Consider the following 18,469-nt stretch of genomic DNA (forward strand, 5'->3'; position numbering starts at 1 on the left):
CGGGAGCGCCGCCATGACCACCATTACCGCACTGCGGGTTGAAGACATTCGTTTCCCCACGTCGCTGGGGCTGGACGGATCCGACGCCATGAATCCGGATCCCGACTATTCCGCCGCCTACGTGATCCTGGAGACCGATCGCGCGGATCTCAGCGGCCACGGACTGACGTTCACCATCGGCCGCGGCAACGAGATCTGCTGCGCGGCGATCCGCGCGCTGGAGCATCAGATCGTCGGTGAGCGGCTGGAGACGATCGCCGCCGATATGGGCGCCTTCTGGCGGCGCTTCACCAGCGACAGCCAGCTGCGCTGGATCGGGCCGGACAAAGGCGCCATTCACCTGGCGACCGGCGCGGTGGTCAACGCGGTGTGGGATCTGTGGGCCAAATCGGTCGGCAAGCCGGTGTGGCGGCTGGTGGCGGAGATGACGCCGGAGGAGCTGGTGCGCTGCATCGACTTCCGTTACATCACCGACTGCATCACGCCGCAGGAAGCGCTGGCGCTGCTGAAACAGCGGGCCGAGGGCAAAGAACGGCGCCTGGAGCGGCTGCTGCAGGAGGGGTATCCCTGTTACACCACCTCCGCCGGCTGGCTGGGCTACCCGGACGACAAGCTGCGCCGCCTGTGCCAGGAAGCGGTCGACGCCGGTTTCTCCTACCTGAAGCTGAAGGTCGGGCGCGATCTGGAAGACGACATCCGCCGGGTGCGCATCGCCCGCGAGGTGATCGGCCCAGATCGCCGGCTGATGATCGACGCCAACCAGGTGTGGGAAGTGGACGAAGCCATTCCGTGGGTGAAGCATCTGGCGTTCGCCAAACCCTGGTTTATCGAAGAGCCGACCAGCCCGGACGACGTGGAAGGGCATCGCCGCATCCGCGAAGGGGTGGCGCCGGTCAAGGTGGCCACCGGTGAGATGTGTCAGAACCGCATCATGTTCAAGCAGTTCATCATGCGCGGCGCGGTAGACGTGGTGCAGATCGACGCCTGCCGTCTCGGCGGCGTCAACGAAGTGCTGGCGGTGATGCTGATGGCGGCCAAATACCAGCTGCCGGTCTGCCCGCACGCTGGCGGCGTCGGGCTGTGCGAGTACGTGCAGCACCTGTCGATGATCGACTACCTGTGCATCGCCGGCACCCACGAAGGCCGGGTGATCGAGTACGTCGATCATTTGCATGAACACTTTGTCGATCCCTGCGTGATCAACGGCGCGGCCTACATGCCGCCGAGCCGTCCCGGCTATTCGATCGAGATGCATCCGTCGTCGATCGAGCAGTATCGGTTCCGCGGGTGAGGCGGGAGGATCGCATGCCGCGCATCGACGCGCATCAGCACTACTGGCGCTATCACCCACGGCACTACCCGTGGATCGACGAGCGGATGCGGGTGCTGCGGCAGGATTTCGATCCGCCCCGGCTGCGGCCGCTGTTGCAGGAACACGGTTTCGACGGCGCGCTGGCGGTGCAGGCGCGCCCCAGCGAGGACGAGACGCTGACCCTGCTGGCGCTGGCTGAGCAGAGCGAGGGCGTATGCGGCGTGGTGGGCTGGCTGGATATCGCCGCGCCGCAGCTGGCGCAGCGCCTGGAGGCCTTGCGGCCTTACAGCGCGCTGCGCGGGGTGCGCCATCAGGTGCAGGACGAAGCGGATCCGGCGGCCTGGTTGGCGCGGCCGGAGGTGGAACGCGGCATGCAAACGCTGCAGCGCGCCGGGTATGTGTACGAGATCCTGGTGACGCATCGGCATCTGGCGGCCGCGGCGGCGTTCGCCGCCCGCCATGACGAACACTGGCTGGTGCTGGATCACCTCGGCAAGCCGGACATCGCGCGCGGCGTGCGGCACTGGGCGCAGCAAATCCGGCCGCTGGCGGCGCTGCCGCACGTGGCCTGCAAGCTATCGGGGCTGATCACCGAGGCGCCGGGCGGCCGGTGGCGGGCGGAAGAACTGCTGCCGTTCTTCGACGCCGCGCTGGAGGCGTTCGGCCCGGAGCGGCTGATGTTCGGCTCCGACTGGCCGGTGTGCCTGCTGGCCGGCGACTACCGCCAGGTGGTGCAACTGTGCGAACGGGCGCTGTCGACGCTGGGGGCCGCCGAGCAGGCGGCGATTTGGGGCGGCACCGCCTGGCGAATTTACGGTTTAACGGAGTCTGGTTATGGATCTGTATCTGCAAGATAAGGTGGTGTTGGTCACCGGCGGCGGTGCCGGCATCGGCGCGGCGATTGCTCATGTGCTGGCCGAGGAGGGGGCGATCCCGGTGCTGGTCACCAACGCCGCGCCGGAAGCGGCGCTGCTGGCCGATTTGCAGCGGCTGCAGCCGCGCACCGAGGTGATCCTCACCGAATTGTGCGACGAGGTGGCCTGCCGCCGGGCGGTCAGCCAGACGCTGGCGACCTTCGGCCGCATCGACGGACTGGTGAACAACGCCGGGGTCAATGACGGCGTCGGGCTGGAGGCGGGGCGTGAAGCGTTCGTCGGATCGCTGGAGAAGAACTTGGTGCACTACTACCTGATGGCGCACCTGTGCCAGGCGGCGCTGCAGGAAAGCCGGGGCGCCATCGTCAACATCGCCTCCAAGACCGCGCTCAGCGGGCAGGGGGGCACCAGCGGCTACACCGCCGCCAAGGGCGCGGTGCTGGCGCTGACGCGCGAATGGGCGGTGTCGCTGCGCCATGACGGGGTGCGGGTGAACGCGGTGGTGCCGGCGGAGGTGATCACCCCGCAGTACCAGCGCTGGCTCAACACCTTCGCCGAACCGCAGCGGCAGATGGAGAAAATCACCGCGCGCATTCCGCTCGGGCAGCGCATGACCACGCCGCAGGAGATTGCCGATACCGTGGCGTTTTTGCTGTCGTCGCGGTCATCGCACACCACCGGGCAGTGGCTGTCGGTGGACGGCGGCTACCTGCATCTCGATCGGGCGCTGACGTGAGCGGCGCGGCGGCAGGGCGGCGCCGTTTCTGCCAGGCGCTCGATCTGATTGACTCACCGGCGCTGATTGCGGAGTACCAGCAGCATCATCAGCGCATCTGGCCGGGCATCGCCGCGCATTTGCGCGAGCACGGCATTCTGGACATGGAGATTTACCGGTTGGGCACCCGGCTGTTCATGATCGTGGAGGTCAGCGCCGATTTCGACGCCGCGCGTTTTGACGCCGCCAGCCTGAACAACCCCGAAGTACAGCGATGGGAAGCGCTGATGTGGCACTACCAGGCCACCACCCCCTGGACGCCGCAGGGCGAAAAATGGGTGGAAATGGCGCGGATTTTCTCTCTGCAACAGCAATAACGCCAACATCATCATCGCCAGACGATACGAGGGTATCACCATGCTTGCTGAAAAAAGTGCGGCCTCCGCGCAGCCGGGCGTCCCCGTGACCGCCAATCTGCGCTGGGCCTTTATCCTGGTCACCAGCCTGTTCTTCATGTGGGGGCTGTCTTATGGCCTGCTGGACGTATTGAACAAACATTTTCAGGAGACGTTGCACGTCACCAAGGCGCAGTCGGGGCTGCTGCAGGCGGCCTATTTCGGCGCCTATTTCCTGGTGGCGCTGCCCGCCGGGTACTTTATGGATCGCAAGGGCTATAAGGCGGGCATTCTGGTCGGGCTGTGCCTGTATGCGCTGGGGGCGCTGCTGTTCGTGCCGGCGGCGTCGGCCAACAGCTTCGGCGTATTCCTGTTCGCGCTGTTCGTTATCGCCAGCGGCCTGGGCTGCCTGGAAACGGCGGCCAACCCGTACGCCACGGTGCTGGGCGATGCGCAGGGCGCCGAACGGCGGCTCAACCTGGCCCAGTCGTTCAACGGCCTCGGGCAGTTTATCGGCCCGCTGATCGGCGGCACGCTGTTCTTCTCCGCCAGCCAGTCCACCGGCGGCGGCGATCAGAGCGCGGTGAAGATGACCTATGTGGCGATCGCCGCGCTGGTGCTGCTGATCGCGCTGTTGTTCAGCCGCACACGGCTGCCGGCGATCCGCGAAGAGGAAAAACCGGTGCACGGCGTGATAGCGCAAGGATTGTGGCAGCATCCGCATTTCGTCGGCGGGGTTATCACACAGTTCTTCTACGTGGCGGCGCAGGTGGGCGTCGGGGCGTTCTTCATCAACTACGCCACCGAGCACTGGCGCGAGGTGTCTAACCAGAGCGCCTCTTACCTGCTGTCGATCGCCATGATCTGCTTTATGGTCGGACGCTTCTTCAGCACCTGGCTGATGGGGCGAGTCAAACCGGCGACGCTGCTGGCGGCCTATGCGCTGATCAACATCGCGCTGTGCGGCGTGGTGATGCTGAGCGTCGACGGCGTATCGGTAGTGGCGCTGATCGCGGTGTTCTTCTTTATGTCGATCATGTTCCCGACCATTTTCGCCCTGGGGGTGAAAAATTTGGGTAAACACACCAAGCGCGCCAGCTCCTTTATGATCATGGCGATCGTCGGCGGCGCCATCATGCCGTACTTTATGGGGGCGCTGGCCGATCGTTACAGCACCGCGCTCTCTTATCTGCTGCCGCTGCTGTGCTTCGCGGTGGTGCTAGTTTACGGCCTGCGGCAGCGCCGCGCCTGATTCAACCCGGCGGCGAATCGGCCTTCGCCGCCGTTGCCAGCGCCTGCGGGCGGGTTCGTATCAGGATCGCCAACGCCAATAGCAGCACCATGCCGGACAGCACGCCGTTTATCGTCAGGCCTCCGGTGTCCACCACCAGCCCACCCGCCAGCGAACCGCAGGAAATCGCCAGATTAAACAGCGCGATATACAGAGAAGAGGCGACCTCTACCGCGTCGGGGGCCGCCTTGAGCATCCATGCCATCAGTGAAACGGAAACGCCGCCGTAGGCGATGCCCCACAGCAGGAGGAAGGCACTGCCGCTCAGCGGCGCGTGGCCCAGCAGCGGCAGCAGCAGGACGGCGAGCGCCAGCCCGAGGGCGATCAGCGCCAGAGTGCGGCGCAGCCGTTTGGCGGCGGCCTGGCCGGCGATGAAATTCCCGGCGATACCGGCGACGCCGTAGGCGAACAGCAGCGGCCCCACCCAGCGGCCCTCGATGCCGGCGACCGTCTGCAACAGCGGGCGAACAAAGGTGTAAGCCATAAAGTGGCCGGCGACCAGCAGAAACGTCAGCAGCAGCCCAAGGAGCAGTCGGCGATTCGCGCGCTGCGCGGTGAACGACCGCCAGCTTATCGCCTGCGTGACCGGCAGCGACGGCAGCACGCACAGCAGCAACAGCAGGGCCAGCGCCGCCAGGACGGCGACGGCCAGAAACGCCATGCGCCAACCCAGCGCTTCGCCGAGGAACACCCCGAGTGGCACGCCGAACACCGAGGCCGCCGCTACGCCACCGAAGATGACGGACAGCGCCAATCCGACGGAGGCCGGCGGCACCAGGCGTTCCGCCAACCCGCCGGCGATGGCCCAGATACCGCCGATGCAAAAGCCCAGCAGGATGCGCGCGGCGAACAGCAGGGCCAGGGAGGTGGCAGCGGCGGCCAGCAGGTTAGCGGCGATCAGCAGCAGCAGAAAGCCCACCAACAGGCTGCGGCGATCCGTGCGCCGGGCGCCCAGCACCACCAGCGGGGCGAACAGCGCGGCGAACAGGGCCGGCAGGGAAATCAGCAGCCCGGCACGGCCTATCGATGCGTTCAAGGTGCTGACGATCGGAGTCAGCAGCCCGACGGGCAGCATTTCTGCGGTGACGACGGTAAAGGTGGACAGGCTGACCGCGAAGGTCGCCAGCCAGGGTTTTGCGCCGCCGTCGGCGTGTAAGGCATTCATAAGGACCCTCCCAACAGATGAATAACCTCAGTGTATCCGCGCCAAAATGGCTGATAAACTGGCCTGATTGCGCAACATTGGGGACAAATCGTGGCTAATTTACCGTCTATGCCGTTGGATAACCTGACTGACCTGCTGGTGTTCATCCGCGTCGCCGACGCCTGCAGCTTCACGCTGGCGGCCGAGAGGCTGGGCATCTCCCGATCGGCGGCGGGCAAATGCGTGAACCGATTGGAGGCGCGATTGGCGACCCGGCTGCTGCAGCGCACCACGCGCAGCGTCAGCCTGACCGAAGACGGCGCGGTGTTTTACGAGTATGCGCAGCGCATCCTGTCGCAGGCCGAAGAGGCGGAAACGGCGCTCAATACCCGGCGGCAAACCCCGCGCGGGCGGCTGCGGCTGGATCTGCCGGTCTCGCTGGGGCGGTTGCATATCCTGCCGATTTTACGGGAGTTTTTGGCACAGTGGCCGGAGGTGGACGCCGACGTCAGCTTCTCCGACGATTACAGCGATCTGGTGCGCGACGGCATCGACGTAGCTATCCGGGTCGGCGGCAGCGACGACAGCCGGCTGGTGCGGCGAGTGCTCGCGCCGCATCGCCTAATCACTTGCGCGGCGCCGGACTATCTGGCGCGCTACGGCACGCCTGCAACGCCGGAGGCGTTGGGCGATCACGAGACGCTGGTCTTCAGCCACCAGGGATTGCCGGCGCCCTGGCGCTATCGAGTTAACGGCCAACTGCACGAACAGCCGGTGCGCGGCCGGATGCGCTTCAACAACGTCGAGGCCTTGCGGGATGCCGCCGTTGCCGGGGCGGGTCTGTGCCAGGTGGGGGCGTTTCTGGTCGGCGAGCAGATTGCGGCCGGCACGCTGGTGCCGGTGCTGGAGCGCTATTGTCGCCCGGGGCCGCCGATCTGCGCCGTCTATCCCAGCCGGCGCCATCTCTCCCCCAAGGTGAAACTGTTTCTGACGGCGATCGAACGGCGCTGGCAGGGCAAGGCGATTTGGGAAACCGCTTAGCGCGGGCGATTCACGCCGCTTTCAAGGCCAGCGTTCGCCGCATTAAGCGGTAGCCGCCGGCCGCCACCAGCAGTACGACCAGGCCGGCCGTGAGCGTAACGCCAAAGCCGGCCGTTATCCCCGCAGCGTCGATCGCCAGGCCCGCCAGGGCTGCGCCGAGTGCCACGCCTATCCCCAGGCCGGTGACCATCCAGGTCAATCCTTCCGTCAGCCGGGAGGGCGGCACGATGTTTTCAACCAGCCCCATGGCAACGATCATGGTCGGCGCAAAAAACAATCCGGCGACAAACATCGCCGCCGCCAGCGTTAAGACATTGTGCACCCACAGCAGCGGCAAGGTGGTGAAAGCGGTGGCGAACGCCGCGTATAAGAACAGACGAGGCAAGGGGACGGGGATCTTCATTGCGCCGAAAATCAGCCCGGCCAGGCAGGAGCCGAACGCGTAAACCGACAGTACGATGCTGGCGGCGGCCGGCTGCCCTTGCTGCTCGGCGAAGGCCACGCTGATGACGTCCACGGTGCCGACGATGGTGCCGAGGGCGATCAGCGCCAGCACCAGGATCTGCATCGACGGCATGGTCAGGATGGCGCGCTGCCGCTGGTTATTGTGGGCGTAAACCGGGGGCTGGGTGCTTTTTTGCGCGGCGAATGCCGCAACGCCCGCCACCAGAAGCAGCGCGGCCACCAGAGGGCCGGCCTCTGGGAAGAGTGAAACGCTAAGCCCCACGGCGATCGGTGGGCCGACGATAAAGGCCACCTCGTCCAATACGGACTCGAATGAAAATGCCGTGTGCAGCTGTGGCGTGCCGCGATAAATTTCGCTCCAGCGGGCCCTGACCATCGCGGAGATGCTGGGCATGCCGCCCGCGAGCGCGGCGAAGACAAACAGAGTCCAGTCTGGCGCCCGATAGTGGGTGCAGAGCAACAGCAGCAGCAGGGCGATCGCGCTGATCCCGGTGGCATACGGCAACACGCGGCTTTGGCCGTGACGATCCGCCGCGCGCGCGATTTGCGGCGCAAGCAGCGCCATGGAAAAGGCGAACGTCGCTGCCACCGCGCCCGCCAGCCAATAGGAACCGCGTACCTGCGAGAGCATGGTGATGATGCCGATACCGGTCATCGAGACCGGCAGGCGCGCGATCAGCCCGGCAGAGGAAAACGCCTTGCTGCCCGGGGCGTTGAACAGTTTGAAATAAGGATTTGCCATGGAAAGGGCTCCGGAATGTTGGCGGCTCGGTATTCGCTCAATGTCCATCATTGACATACGCCACGTATGTTACGTTAATTGACATACATGGCGTATGTCAATTATAACGTCATCAATAACGAGGCGGAGTGGACCCATGGCACGTAAAGCGCGCACCGAAATGATTGAAGAAACCCGACAAAAGCTGGTGGCGGCGGCCCGCCGGCAGTTTGGCAGCGTGGGGTATGCCGAGACGGTGATGGATGATCTCACCGCCCAGGCCGGCCTGACGCGCGGCGCGCTCTATCACCATTTTGGCGATAAAAAGGGGCTGTTCCTGGCGGTGGTGCAGGCGATAGACGCGGAGATGGATGCGCATCTGGCTGACATAACCGCGAGTACTGCGGATGACTGGGAGGCTTTTGCGGCGCGTTGCCGCGGTTATCTGATCATGATGACGGAGCCGCAAGCGCAACGCATTCTGTTGCGTGATTCACCTTCGGTGCTGGGAGCTGAATATCTGCGGGCCAGCAAGCTGGCGTGCATCAGCTGGATGACGGGTGCATTGCAGGCCTTGATGGCGCAGCGGCGCATCGCCGTCGCCGAGCCGGAATCGCTGGCGCATTTAATCAACGGCGGCCTGATGGATGCCGCGCTGTGGGTCGCCCATCATCCGGAAAAAGACGTGGGGCTGGAACAAGCCTTGGTCAGTTTGAATCTGTTGCTGAACGGGCTGCGTTCCACCGCCGTATAGCCGTATAAGTGTTGATGTCAGCCGCCGCGCCGTTACCACGGCGGCTTAAGAGTGAACGGCAGCGGGCTCGACGTTTTGCGCCAGCTGAATATTGTTGCGGCCGCTGTGCTTCGCCAGATAGAGCGCGGCGTCGGCCGCGCCTATCGCCGATTCGATGTCCAGTTTTTCCAGCGCGGAGATGCCGGCGCTGAGCGTCAGCGTGCCGCTGTGCTGCGGACTGGCGCCGTGCGGGATGTTCAGCTCCGCCACCCGCTGGCGCACCCGTTCGGCCAGTTGCGCCGCGTAGCCTTCGTGCACGTTGGTCAGCAGCACCAAAAACTCTTCCCCGCCGTAACGCACCACGATGTCGCGCGAACGCACCGCATCGCGAATGGCGACCGCTACCTGCACCAGAGCCCGGTCGCCCATGGCGTGGCCGTAGCTGTCGTTGTAGACCTTGAAGTGGTCGATATCCAGCAGCAGCACGTAGTGGCGGCCGGTTTGCGGTTCCAGCAGCATAGTGATCTTATTTTCCAGGCCACGCCGGTTATAAAGGCCGGTCAGGGGATCGAGCATGCTCAAATTATTGAATTTGTCCCGCTCGTTATACAGGTTGGCCACCAGCGCGTGGGTAAAGATTTCACTGCGTTTCAACATCAGGTGATGAATGGAGAAAGCGATAATAGGTAATAGCGTGGTGAATAATATCCGCAGGGTATTATGCATGCCGTCTAAAGCCAGGATCACCATTGCGGAAGGCACGGCGTGTAAACAAAAGGCGGTAAAGTTATCCGTCAGAGAAATAGCGCTGATAAAAAAGATGCTGAACAAACTAATTAATAAAAAATCTTGGTTATTCGGCAAGCAATATTGACTTTTAACGTAAATATGTGCGGCCCACAGCAGGCCAAGCACGCTGGAGAACAGGTTGAGTTTGCACAAATATTTACGTGGCGTTTGCAGAGAAAATAGCGCTGCTACCAGACAAAATAGCGGTATACATAATAAAGGTAGGGTAAATGCGGGCGTATCCCTAAAAGGGAACAATAATGTAAATACGGAAGAGGCGGCATTCATTATCAGAAAAAGAAATAATGCCAGGCGCTGCTTGCTGTTCAGTAATTCCTGATAAGAACGGGCGTTCATACGGAGGTCACTCTTTGCAAAGTCGTTCTGTCGAATAATTAAGGTTGAGAAGCATTCCCTTGGCGCGAATATCCACTTGAATTGCATGGTTGAGGATTGTGATTATTATCATGCAAACAGGACTAGGAATTTTCTTATGTCAAATTATCATTTTTTCCTGCTGGTGTCATCTGAGTTTGGTCAGCGCAGTGAAAATGATGCGGCGGCCAAAAAAGTGTTATATGATATTGGTTATCATTATCACTTGGGGAGGGTTGTCATGCTCACTGCCATGATTGCCGCGTGCGGGCTGTGGGGCGTCAGTTGGTGCCTCGGCGATCGCCTGGCCAGCGCCTGGGGCGTTTTGCTGCCTTGTGCGTTGATGCCGCTGTTGGCCCTGATTAACCTGGATATGCTGCAGTTGCGCACCCTGATCGTGATAGCGATGTTGGCCACGCTGGTGATGCTGTTCAACAGCCGGCTGCGGCACTATCTGCTGCTGCCTTCCTGTATGGCGCTGGCGGGCGGCCTGGCGGCTGTCAGCCTAAACTTCAGCTTCGGGTGAAACGCCCGAAACGGCAAAACCACGCTTTAGCGTGTGATTCATCAATGCGTTGGGATTTTTTCGGGGAGACTACCGGAGAGATCATCAATTGGTGCGAAGAGAGGGACTTGAACCCTCACGTCCGTAAGGACACTAACACCTGAAGCTAGCGCGTCTACCAATTCCGCCACCTTCGCACAGTCGATGTTGTTGCTTTGATTTATATTACGTCGCCAGCGTGGTGCGAAGAGAGGGACTTGAACCCTCACGTCCGTAAGAACACTAACACCTGAAGCTAGCGCGTCTACCAATTCCGCCACCTTCGCATCGATGCTGAGTGCAATATAAATCATGTGGTTATTTGGTGCGAAGAGAGGGACTTGAACCCTCACGTCCGTAAGGACACTAACACCTGAAGCTAGCGCGTCTACCAATTCCGCCACCTTCGCGTACCAGAAACATTACCGGAGTAACGTTACCACGGAGGCGAATTCTAGAGATTTTGGCGGGCACGTCAACAGTTATTTCCCCGCTTTGCGGGTGTTTGCTGGAAAAACAGCCATATCGCCGCTTTTCTGCTGGTCAAACAGCCAAATCAGCCAATCAATCAACACCCTGACCCGTGGCGCCAGGAAACGGCCAGGCGGATACATGATGTAAATCGGCATCGGCGGGGGCGGCGTGTCCGCCAACACTTCCACCAGTTCGCCCTGTTCCAGCCAGGGGGCAAGCGAATAGCGCGCCGCCTGTATCAATCCCATGCCGGCTCGCGCGCCGGCGATATAGGCGTCGGCGCCGCTGACGCTCAGCCGGGCGGGGAGTTCGCGTAGTTCCAGCTTGCCGCCGCGGCAGAACTCCAGCGGGTAATCGCGGTTGCTGGCCAGCGAAAAATACCCCACCGCGCGGTGCGGCGCCAGGCTATCGATGTCGAGCGGCGTGCCGCAGGCCTGCAGGTAAGCGGGGGAAGCGCAGGTGATCTGTGGCAACTGGGCGATGCGCCGCGCCACCAGGCTGTCGTCTTCGGTTTCCCAGGCGCGCAGCACGCAGTCAACGCCTTCGCGCAACAGATCGACGTGGGTGTCGTTGGCACCCAGCGCCAGGGTGATGTCGGGATAACGCTGGTAAAAGTCGTCCAACGCCGGAATGACGATCTGGCGCGCCAGCGAATGGGGCATATCGATGCGCACCTTGCCGGACGGCTGCAGCTTATGGTGACTGAACAGCGTGTCCGCCTCCTCCAGTGCCCCCAGCAACTGCACGCAGCGTTGATAGTAGAGGCTGCCTTCGCTGGTCACCTGTACCTGGCGGGTGGTGCGGATCAGCAGGCGAACGCCCAGCCGCTGCTCCAGCCGTTTTAACGCGTTGCTGACCGTGGCGCGCGGCAGCTGCAGGCGTTCGGCCGCCCGGCTGAAGCTGCCCAGTTCGACGATGCGGGTAAAAATGCGCATGGCTTGAACCTGATCCATGTCCACTCCGGATTGTTGGTGATTGTTGAACAGTGATGTGCAATCTGCATTATTTATCTTTGTAGTGTAAACAACCAGACTTTGCTGCGTTATCCATTCACCGCATGAGGGCAGCACAATGCAACAACGTAAACTGGGTTCCCACGGTCCCGTCGTCTCCGCCCTGGGGCTGGGATGCATGGGCATGAGCGACTTCTACTCCACCGGCGCCGATCGGCAAGAAGCCATCGCCACGCTGCACCGGGCGCTGGAGCTGGGCGTCACGCTGCTCGACACCGCCGACATGTATGGCCCGCACACCAACGAAGCGCTGGTGGGGGAAGCGATCAAAGGCAAACGGCAACAGGTGTTCCTGGCCACCAAGTTCGGCATCCTGCGCGATCCGGCGGATCCTTCGGCGCGCGGCGTCAGCAGCCGCCCCGAGTATATCCGGCGCTCCGTCGAGGGCAGCCTGCGGCGCTTGGGCGTGGAGGAGATCGATCTTTATTATCGGCACCACTCCCTCTTCCTGTAACGTCCGCAATCATCCAAAAAAATATTAAATAACAACGTATTGGTTGTTGATTATGTCCGTGAGTGTCCGGCGCTGTCCTGTGGAATCCGGTATCAGGTGTGTGTAGAATTGCGTGTACCCGAGTTCGATCTTAAATTCCTATACACATGCGACTTAACAACTTACAAATCCGTAATGCTAAACCTGCCCCTAAACCTTACACGCTGAGCGATGGATTAGGATTGTCTCTTCTGATTGAGCCCAACGGCAGTAAAAGCTGGCGCTTTCGTTACCGCTTTGCCGGTAAGCCCAAGATGATTTCATTTGGCGTCTATCCCGCTGTTTCGTTGGCCGACGCCCGGTCAAAACGCGATGAAGCCAGAAGGCAGGTTGCCGAGGGGCAGAACCCCAGCGCACTCCGTAAAGAGAAAAAGCTGGCGCAGCTATACGGGGATGCGAACACCTTTGAAGCGATCGCGAAAGAGTGGCACCGGTCAAAATTGGCGACATGGTCGGCGGGTTATGCTGCGGAGATCATGCGTGCCTTCTGCCTCGATATTTTCCCCTCTCTGGGGCAACGTGCTATATCGACGATAAAGCCACTTGAGCTGCTCACCGTGCTTCGCAAGATTGAGGCGCGTGGAGCGCTGGATAAAATGCGCAAGGTCAGGCAGCGCTGCGGTGAGGTTTTTCGCTATGCCATCGCGACGGGGCGTGCTGAATATAACCCGGCCGCAGATCTCTCCAGTGTTTTACCTGGACCCAATACGACACACTATCCGTTCTTGACTGTCGATGAATTTCCCGATTTCTTGACGGCACTTGAGGGATACTCTGGCAGCTTGTTGGGGAAGTTGGCGACGAAGTTACTGATGTTGACCGGAGTCAGGGGCGTTGAGTTGCGCATGGCGCAGTGGCAGGAGATTGATCTGGATAATGCCCTCTGGGAGATCCCGTTGGCGCGTATGAAGATGCGCCGGGCTCATCTCGTGCCGCTATCGACGCAGGTGGTGGCCATCCTGAACGAGCTAAAAGCTTACACGGGCCATTATCGCTATGTCTTCCCGGGACGAGCGGATGTGAATAAGCCGATGAGTGATGCGTGTATCAACCAGCTCCTCAAGCGCATCGGTTATCACGGTCGGCTCACCGGCCACGGCTTCAGGCACATGATGTCCACGGTGTTGCATGAGCAGGACTTCAATACCGCCTGGATAGAGATGCAGCTCGCCCACGTGGACAAGAACGCCATTCGCGGTACCTACAACCATGCGCAGTACCTTGAGAAGCGTCGTGACATGTTGCAGTGGTACGCCGATTTTATCGCGGGCCTTGCTCGCCAGTCTCACCACCAATAAATCGTTAAAACCCCTTGGCGCGCAATGCTACCCCCGCCTCGCCTGCGCGCTTTGTGTGTCGCTTTTCATGCACCTGCATGAGAGGCCGCAGGCCGCGCCACTGCTGGGGCGGCGGGGGATAAAACCTGCATTTATCCGCATGCAAAATCATGCACCCTATGCATGCACGCGCAATTTGACACCCGCTAGCCAGAAAAAAAGCCCTTTTTGATGACGGGGCGAAAGGGCGTTGCACCTGGCGTTGTCGTGCGTCACCGCAAACCGGTGACCGAAGGCCGTTTCTGACGGGGGGAGATGTACCGCGCGCTGCCGATAATCACATCAGAGCGTTTTTAGTTTTATTACTCACTCTTCATACTGTTCACCAAAATAAAAAAGTAGAGATAAATCAGTAGGTAGTGGGGTGAAGAGTGGTCGCTGTATCCGTTCACCCGGTGTTCACGCCTGTTCACCGGCTCTCGCGAGGCCTTTTCCCTGGCGAGCCGGTATTTGGCGGTTTTTCCCGATTAATCAACCGCCCATTCATCGCTCAGGCTTTTCGGCCGGTTTGCCAACAAAGGTCAATAAATGCCAATAAAGGTCAATATCGGCCAGCGTTGTCCACTTGATTGAAAGTAAGCACAAAATCTGTTTCACCACACAACAACACCTTGTTGCCACCCCGGTAAATCTTCACATAATAGGGCGCTACCGAAGTTCACACAGTCCCGGCCAGCGTTGGCCGGACACAAAGAGGTAGCGTTTTTATGTTGACCGTTTCCGCCCCTACTCCATCTACCCCGTCGCCGGTTATTCCTGGTGGTCACATCCCGCGCGAGCGCTTTATCCGTCTGCCGGAAGTGCTTTACACCACCGGTCTGTCCCGCTCCACCGTGTACGAGATGATGAGCCGCCGGCAGTTCCCGGCTCAGGTCTCTCTCTCGGCGGTAAAAACGTCGCCTGGCTGGCCTCCGAGGTCGAGCAGTGGATGGACGAACGTATTGCCAACCGTCATCAGGGGAGTGCCGAGTGATGCAGCTAACCCTCGGTCGGCACAGTTTTACCCTGAGCGACAATGACGCCCGGTTTGTGGCGGAAGCTATTTTGTTGCAGCGCAAGCACCCGGATATCGTTTTGCCGGACCACCGCAGCGATAAACACGGCGTTATTCGTCTGACGAACCGCCTGACCGAAATGAGTCAGTTCCATGTTGATGACGTGATTGATCACAATGCGATCGATTGAACGTCCGGGGGCGTCTTACGGCTTGCCCTCACGTCCGGCCCTGCGCTATAGTCCTCCCGCTGCCGCACAATCGGCAGCCGGGCGTGAGAACCCGAGTTACTTATTGGCGACACAACACGCGCCAGGCGTGTTTTTTTATGTCGTGGCCTTAGTGCGCTCATTTTTTGCGCGGTGGATGTTATGCTATCGCAGCAGTCAATCAATGGTGGCTCAGGCGGGGCAGCCTTCGGGCTGGCCGGTTTCCAATAAGGCCGGTTTCTCACCCCCGTCTGGGCTACCACCCTTGCGTGAGAACTTCGGTGGTAGCAATAACCAATACTTATTGGAGGCTGCCACCATGGCGACGACCCTCACCCCGACTCACTCGACATTCTGCTTTTTGTTTGCGGCCGTGCGCCGTTCTGCGCTGACGGCTTCACCGCGCATCGTGCGCACCGTGGCGGATTCTGAGCGCAACGCCCGCCGCCTGCTGGCCCGTGACTACGTGTTGTCCTTTGCCGGTCGTCTGCCGGTTAAGGCGGCAGCATGAACACCCTGGCCGACCGTTATTACCGCGATACTCATTACCCTATCCCGCATGCCGATTTTCTGCGTCTCCAGCATGCGCACGCCACCGGCGTGCTGTTCCTCGACCTGCTGGACACCCTCGACCTCGGCGGGCAGCGCCCCGATGCCGCGCAACAGGCATCGTTTGCTTCGGTCATTGCTTTGCTGACTGACCAGCTCGGCCACGTCGTCAACACCTGTGAAACCCAAATTCTTGCACGCATGGAGGCCACCGCCGCATGAACACTGCATCCTGTTTACCGATTGAAGTCCGTACCGCCGTTTTCCGCCGCGCCGTGGCGCAAGCCTATCTGGATACCTGCGCCTTTTACCGGGTGAGCCTGGGGTACACGCTGGACGAGCTGCAGATGACGATTGCCCTGCGTCTGGAAGGGCATTTTGTGCGTCAGTACGGCGCAGAGGATGGCATGGACATGGCGTGCACCATGTTGAGCGACATGGTGCAGCCGGACGTTCTGGTGGCCGCACCGCGCCTGACCGCGCTGGGGAAAAAGATGATGGACGAACTGTGCTGCGAGCGCCTGTCGGCGGCACAGCACGCCACCGTACACTGAGGAGAAGACCATGAGCGCCCAGTTCGTTTCCCAGACCGTACGCACCGCCACCGGCCAGTGGCCGGTGATACTCCCGGCCCTCGGCATTGCCTTGCAGCCGAACGGCAAGCCGCAGCCGTGCCCGACCTGTGGCGGCAAAGACCGCTTCCGTTTCGACAACCAAGATGGGCGCGGCACCTGGTTCTGCAATCAGTGTGGGGCCGGTGACGGCCTCAATCTGGTGGAAAAAGCCCTGGCGCTGTCTGCCCGGGCCGCCGCCGAGCAGGTGGCCGCCGTGATGGGGAATAGCACCAGCGCCTTGCCACCGGCCGCTGAGAGCGGCCATGCCTCACAGAAGGGCGGCGGGCAAGACAAGGCTGAGGCCCAGCGCAAGGCCGCCAGGCAGGCACAGGCTCTGGTGGCTGCCGCGCAACCTCAGACCGACAATGCCTATCTGAGCGCCAAAGGCTGGCCGGAGGTGGACGCCCTGACCTTGCAGGGCCAGCCGCTGCGCGTTGGCGGAATAACCTTCCAGCCCGGTGACCTGCTGCTGCCGCTGTACAATGCCGGGGGAGAAGTGGTTAACGTACAGCTGATTAACGCCGCCGGTGACAAGTGTATGCTGGCAGGCGGGCAGGTGAAAGCCGCCTGCCACACTCTCTGCGGCCCGGACAACGCGGTTATCTGGCTCACCGAAGGCTATGCCACCGGCCTTACCGTGCACCGCCTGACCGGTGAGACGGTGTGCGTGGCGCTGAGCGCCAACAACCTGGCGGCGGTGGCAGAGCAGCTGCGCAGCCACTACCCGGATGCACGGTTGCTGCTGGCGGCCGATAATGACCGCAGCGGCACCGGGCAGACCCGCGCCGCCGAGGCGGCCACACTCACCGGCGGCACTCCGGCACTGCCACCCACAGAGGGCGACTGGAACGACGTCTACTGTAATCAGGGAGTTGAGGCCACGCGCGCGCAGCTCCGGGCGCTCAGCCAGCCGCCGCAGCACAGCCCGTTCGACACGCTGAGCGATGCAGACCTCAAAGCCATGAGCGCCAGCGAGAAGGCCGAACTGCTGGCCGAGCACTACGGCAATACCCTGGCGGTGCCGCCGGTGGGGGAAGAGCTGTGCCGCTATGCGCGCGGCGCCTGGCAGGTGCTGCCACACCGGCAACTGAGCCGGGAAATTGCCGCGCTGTTCCAGAAGGTGCGCGCGCCGTTCTCCGCCGCCGGTATCAACAGCATCCTGGACACCCTCAAACTGATGGTGCCGCAGATGGGCGACCCGGCCCGCCGGTTGATTGGTTTTCGCAACGGCGTCTTTGATACCGTCAGCGGGCAGTTTAGCGCCCACCGGCAAGCGCACTGGCTGCGCACCGTCAACAGCGTAGACTACACGCCGCCGCGTGCCGGGGAGAACCTGGCCGACCATGCACCGCACTTCTGGCACTGGCTGACGCGGGCCGCCGGGGGCAACCACGATAAACAGGAGCGCATCCTCGCGGCGCTCTTTATGGTGTTGGCCAACCGCTACGACTGGCAGCTGTTCTTAGAAGTGACCGGCCCCGGCGGCAGCGGCAAGAGCGTAATGGCGGCCATTGCCCGGCTGTTGGCGGGAGCCGATAACACCACTTCCGCCACCATCGACAACCTGGAGTCGGCGCGCGAGCGGGCCTCGGTGGTCGGCTACTCGCTGATTATCCTGCCTGACCAGGAAAAGTGGAGCGGCGACGGGGCGGGTATCAAGGCCATCACCGGCGGTGATGCGGTGGCTATTGACCCGAAATACCGCGACGCCTACGCCGCCCACATCCCGGCGGTGATTTTGGCGGTCAACAACAACCCGATGCAGTTCAGCGACCGCAGTGGCGGCGTCTCCCGGCGGCGGGTGATACTCACCTTCCCGGAGACGATACCGCTGGCCGAACGCGACCCGCAGCTGTTGGACAAAATTACTAATGAGCTGGCGGTGATTGTGCGTCACCTGATGCAGCGCTTCGCCAACCCGAACGAGGCCCGCACCCTGCTCCAGGCGCAGCAAAGCTCGGACGAAGCGCTGACCATCAAGCGCCAGGCTGACCCGCTGGTTGATTTTTGCGGCTACCTGACGGTGCTCGGCACCCCGGAAGGGATGATGATAGGCAATGCCAACATCACCCCGCCGAACCCGCGCCGCTATCTGTATCACGCCTACCTGTCGTTTATGGCGGCACGGGGCTATCAGCACGTGATGAACCTGACGGCGTTTGGGCTGGCGGTACCGCAGACGCTGAAAGAGTATGAGCACACGCTGCTCAAGCGCCGCACCAAGCTGGGGATCCAGACCAACCTGCGGCTGAATGATGACTGTGACGTCGACTGGCTGCCAAAATGCGAGGCGTAACAGGCACAAGGCAAGGCGACGATCGGCCGCGCCGATCAATGGCTGCGTATTGATCTGCCGAACCCATTGGACGCTCAATCATCACGCCGC

Annotated in this window: 18 protein-coding genes, 3 tRNA genes and 2 pseudogenes; 16 read left to right on the forward strand and 7 right to left on the reverse strand. The window is 61.7% G+C overall.

What is annotated here, in order from left to right; translation table 11 throughout:
• Positions 1-13 precede the first annotated feature (13 nt).
• From ACSJLU_RS02950 to fucP, 5 genes are read left to right on the forward strand one after another with little or no spacing between them, the layout of a single operon-like run.
• Positions 14-1,291 carry an L-fuconate dehydratase gene (locus ACSJLU_RS02950; RefSeq protein ID WP_025305193.1) on the forward strand — a complete coding sequence of 426 codons (1,278 nt, stop codon included), beginning with the start codon at positions 14-16 and terminating at the stop codon, positions 1,289-1,291.
• Between the two features lie 14 nt (positions 1,292-1,305).
• A complete protein-coding gene (locus ACSJLU_RS02955; RefSeq protein ID WP_089196494.1) occupies positions 1,306-2,169 on the forward strand; it encodes an amidohydrolase family protein in 864 nt (287 codons plus the stop codon).
• Positions 2,147-2,923 (forward strand): SDR family oxidoreductase, encoded by a 777-nt coding sequence (locus ACSJLU_RS02960; protein ID WP_025305195.1) that lies wholly within the window; start codon positions 2,147-2,149, stop codon positions 2,921-2,923. The genes ACSJLU_RS02955 and ACSJLU_RS02960 overlap by 23 nt, the downstream gene beginning before the upstream one ends.
• Complete coding sequence (locus tag ACSJLU_RS02965; protein WP_025305196.1) at positions 2,920-3,279, forward strand: L-rhamnose mutarotase; 360 nt, start codon at positions 2,920-2,922, stop codon at positions 3,277-3,279. The genes ACSJLU_RS02960 and ACSJLU_RS02965 overlap by 4 nt, the downstream gene beginning before the upstream one ends.
• 40 nt (positions 3,280-3,319) lie before the next feature.
• Positions 3,320-4,549: an L-fucose:H+ symporter permease gene (gene fucP, locus ACSJLU_RS02970; RefSeq protein WP_049207862.1), complete on the forward strand. Its 1,230-nt coding sequence runs from the start codon at positions 3,320-3,322 to the stop codon at positions 4,547-4,549.
• Between the two features lies 1 nt (position 4,550).
• On the opposite strand, the gene ACSJLU_RS02975 is transcribed toward fucP, so the two are convergent.
• On the reverse strand, positions 4,551-5,753 hold the full coding sequence (locus ACSJLU_RS02975; RefSeq protein ID WP_197832140.1) for an MFS transporter: 1,203 nt from the start codon (positions 5,751-5,753) through the stop codon (positions 4,551-4,553).
• A 108-nt stretch (positions 5,754-5,861) separates the two neighbouring features.
• Between ACSJLU_RS02975 and ACSJLU_RS02980 the strand changes: the two genes are divergently transcribed.
• Positions 5,862-6,773, forward strand: coding sequence for a LysR substrate-binding domain-containing protein (locus tag ACSJLU_RS02980; protein ID WP_197832159.1), 912 nt, complete (start codon positions 5,862-5,864; stop codon positions 6,771-6,773).
• A gap of 10 nt (positions 6,774-6,783) precedes the next feature.
• Here ACSJLU_RS02980 and ACSJLU_RS02985 read toward each other — a convergent pair whose 3' ends face one another.
• Positions 6,784-7,980 carry an MFS transporter gene (locus ACSJLU_RS02985; protein WP_164099953.1) on the reverse strand — a complete coding sequence of 399 codons (1,197 nt, stop codon included), beginning with the start codon at positions 7,978-7,980 and terminating at the stop codon, positions 6,784-6,786.
• Positions 7,981-8,116: 136 nt separating this feature from the next.
• On the opposite strand from ACSJLU_RS02985, the gene ACSJLU_RS02990 reads away from it, so the two are divergent.
• Positions 8,117-8,713 carry a TetR/AcrR family transcriptional regulator gene (locus ACSJLU_RS02990; protein ID WP_016929176.1) on the forward strand — a complete coding sequence of 199 codons (597 nt, stop codon included), beginning with the start codon at positions 8,117-8,119 and terminating at the stop codon, positions 8,711-8,713.
• Between the two features lie 45 nt (positions 8,714-8,758).
• Here ACSJLU_RS02990 and ACSJLU_RS02995 read toward each other — a convergent pair whose 3' ends face one another.
• Positions 8,759-9,838 carry a GGDEF domain-containing protein gene (locus ACSJLU_RS02995; RefSeq protein ID WP_148123114.1) on the reverse strand — a complete coding sequence of 360 codons (1,080 nt, stop codon included), beginning with the start codon at positions 9,836-9,838 and terminating at the stop codon, positions 8,759-8,761.
• A gap of 259 nt (positions 9,839-10,097) precedes the next feature.
• Here ACSJLU_RS02995 and ACSJLU_RS03000 point away from each other — a divergent pair, with 259 nt between their 5' ends.
• On the forward strand, positions 10,098-10,382 hold the full coding sequence (locus ACSJLU_RS03000) for a DUF1435 domain-containing protein (RefSeq protein WP_004933115.1): 285 nt from the start codon (positions 10,098-10,100) through the stop codon (positions 10,380-10,382).
• 89 nt (positions 10,383-10,471) lie between these two features.
• Here the strand turns inward: ACSJLU_RS03000 and ACSJLU_RS03005 are convergent.
• The 4 genes from ACSJLU_RS03005 to ACSJLU_RS03020 form a co-directional block, all read right to left on the reverse strand.
• Positions 10,472-10,558, reverse strand: a tRNA-Leu gene (locus tag ACSJLU_RS03005).
• Between the two features lie 42 nt (positions 10,559-10,600).
• Positions 10,601-10,687, reverse strand: a tRNA-Leu gene (locus ACSJLU_RS03010).
• A gap of 36 nt (positions 10,688-10,723) precedes the next feature.
• Positions 10,724-10,810, reverse strand: a tRNA-Leu gene (locus ACSJLU_RS03015).
• A gap of 72 nt (positions 10,811-10,882) precedes the next feature.
• Entirely contained in the window at positions 10,883-11,827 is a 945-nt protein-coding gene (locus tag ACSJLU_RS03020) for a LysR family transcriptional regulator (RefSeq protein WP_380826492.1), read from the reverse strand.
• Positions 11,828-11,945: 118 nt separating this feature from the next.
• Here ACSJLU_RS03020 and ACSJLU_RS03025 point away from each other — a divergent pair.
• From ACSJLU_RS03025 to ACSJLU_RS03060, 8 genes and pseudogenes are all read left to right on the forward strand, one after another.
• Positions 11,946-12,323: pseudogene (locus ACSJLU_RS03025) on the forward strand (aldo/keto reductase); the annotation flags it as partial.
• 164 nt (positions 12,324-12,487) lie between these two features.
• A complete protein-coding gene (locus tag ACSJLU_RS03030; protein ID WP_319869581.1) occupies positions 12,488-13,678 on the forward strand; it encodes a tyrosine-type recombinase/integrase in 1,191 nt (396 codons plus the stop codon).
• A 746-nt stretch (positions 13,679-14,424) separates the two neighbouring features.
• Positions 14,425-14,690 (forward strand): annotated as a pseudogene (locus ACSJLU_RS03035) (helix-turn-helix transcriptional regulator).
• Entirely contained in the window at positions 14,690-14,902 is a 213-nt protein-coding gene (locus ACSJLU_RS03040; protein ID WP_319869678.1) for a hypothetical protein, read from the forward strand. The pseudogene ACSJLU_RS03035 and the gene ACSJLU_RS03040 overlap by 1 nt, the downstream one beginning before the upstream one ends.
• Positions 14,889-15,431, forward strand: coding sequence for a host cell division inhibitor Icd-like protein (locus tag ACSJLU_RS03045; protein ID WP_319869583.1), 543 nt, complete (start codon positions 14,889-14,891; stop codon positions 15,429-15,431). The genes ACSJLU_RS03040 and ACSJLU_RS03045 overlap by 14 nt, the downstream gene beginning before the upstream one ends.
• A complete protein-coding gene (locus ACSJLU_RS03050) occupies positions 15,428-15,691 on the forward strand; it encodes a hypothetical protein (protein ID WP_055313842.1) in 264 nt (87 codons plus the stop codon). The genes ACSJLU_RS03045 and ACSJLU_RS03050 overlap by 4 nt, the downstream gene beginning before the upstream one ends.
• Entirely contained in the window at positions 15,688-16,023 is a 336-nt protein-coding gene (locus tag ACSJLU_RS03055; protein WP_197776059.1) for a DUF5375 family protein, read from the forward strand. The genes ACSJLU_RS03050 and ACSJLU_RS03055 overlap by 4 nt, the downstream gene beginning before the upstream one ends.
• Before the next feature lie 10 nt (positions 16,024-16,033).
• Complete coding sequence (locus ACSJLU_RS03060) at positions 16,034-18,379, forward strand: primase-helicase zinc-binding domain-containing protein (RefSeq protein WP_439041053.1); 2,346 nt, start codon at positions 16,034-16,036, stop codon at positions 18,377-18,379.
• The last annotated feature ends 90 nt before the right edge of the window (positions 18,380-18,469 follow it).

The organism is Serratia bockelmannii, assembly GCF_051803255.1.
In the GTDB taxonomy this organism is placed as follows: domain Bacteria; phylum Pseudomonadota; class Gammaproteobacteria; order Enterobacterales; family Enterobacteriaceae; genus Serratia; species Serratia bockelmannii.

Coding starts and splice junctions, on each gene's coding strand:
- ACSJLU_RS02950 (WP_025305193.1), top strand. CDS start 14: ATGACCACCATTACCGCACTGCGGGTTGAAGACATTCGTTTCCCCACG.
- ACSJLU_RS02955 (WP_089196494.1), top strand. CDS start 1,306: ATGCCGCGCATCGACGCGCATCAGCACTACTGGCGCTATCACCCACGG.
- ACSJLU_RS02960 (WP_025305195.1), top strand. CDS start 2,147: ATGGATCTGTATCTGCAAGATAAGGTGGTGTTGGTCACCGGCGGCGGT.
- fucP (WP_049207862.1), top strand. CDS start 3,320: ATGCTTGCTGAAAAAAGTGCGGCCTCCGCGCAGCCGGGCGTCCCCGTG.
- ACSJLU_RS02975 (WP_197832140.1), bottom strand. CDS start 5,753: ATGAATGCCTTACACGCCGACGGCGGCGCAAAACCCTGGCTGGCGACC.
- ACSJLU_RS02980 (WP_197832159.1), top strand. CDS start 5,862: ATGCCGTTGGATAACCTGACTGACCTGCTGGTGTTCATCCGCGTCGCC.
- ACSJLU_RS02985 (WP_164099953.1), bottom strand. CDS start 7,980: ATGGCAAATCCTTATTTCAAACTGTTCAACGCCCCGGGCAGCAAGGCG.
- ACSJLU_RS02990 (WP_016929176.1), top strand. CDS start 8,117: ATGGCACGTAAAGCGCGCACCGAAATGATTGAAGAAACCCGACAAAAG.
- ACSJLU_RS02995 (WP_148123114.1), bottom strand. CDS start 9,838: ATGAACGCCCGTTCTTATCAGGAATTACTGAACAGCAAGCAGCGCCTG.
- ACSJLU_RS03000 (WP_004933115.1), top strand. CDS start 10,098: ATGCTCACTGCCATGATTGCCGCGTGCGGGCTGTGGGGCGTCAGTTGG.
- ACSJLU_RS03020 (WP_380826492.1), bottom strand. CDS start 11,827: ATGGATCAGGTTCAAGCCATGCGCATTTTTACCCGCATCGTCGAACTG.
- ACSJLU_RS03030 (WP_319869581.1), top strand. CDS start 12,488: ATGCGACTTAACAACTTACAAATCCGTAATGCTAAACCTGCCCCTAAA.
- ACSJLU_RS03040 (WP_319869678.1), top strand. CDS start 14,690: ATGCAGCTAACCCTCGGTCGGCACAGTTTTACCCTGAGCGACAATGAC.
- ACSJLU_RS03045 (WP_319869583.1), top strand. CDS start 14,889: ATGCGATCGATTGAACGTCCGGGGGCGTCTTACGGCTTGCCCTCACGT.
- ACSJLU_RS03050 (WP_055313842.1), top strand. CDS start 15,428: ATGAACACCCTGGCCGACCGTTATTACCGCGATACTCATTACCCTATC.
- ACSJLU_RS03055 (WP_197776059.1), top strand. CDS start 15,688: ATGAACACTGCATCCTGTTTACCGATTGAAGTCCGTACCGCCGTTTTC.
- ACSJLU_RS03060 (WP_439041053.1), top strand. CDS start 16,034: ATGAGCGCCCAGTTCGTTTCCCAGACCGTACGCACCGCCACCGGCCAG.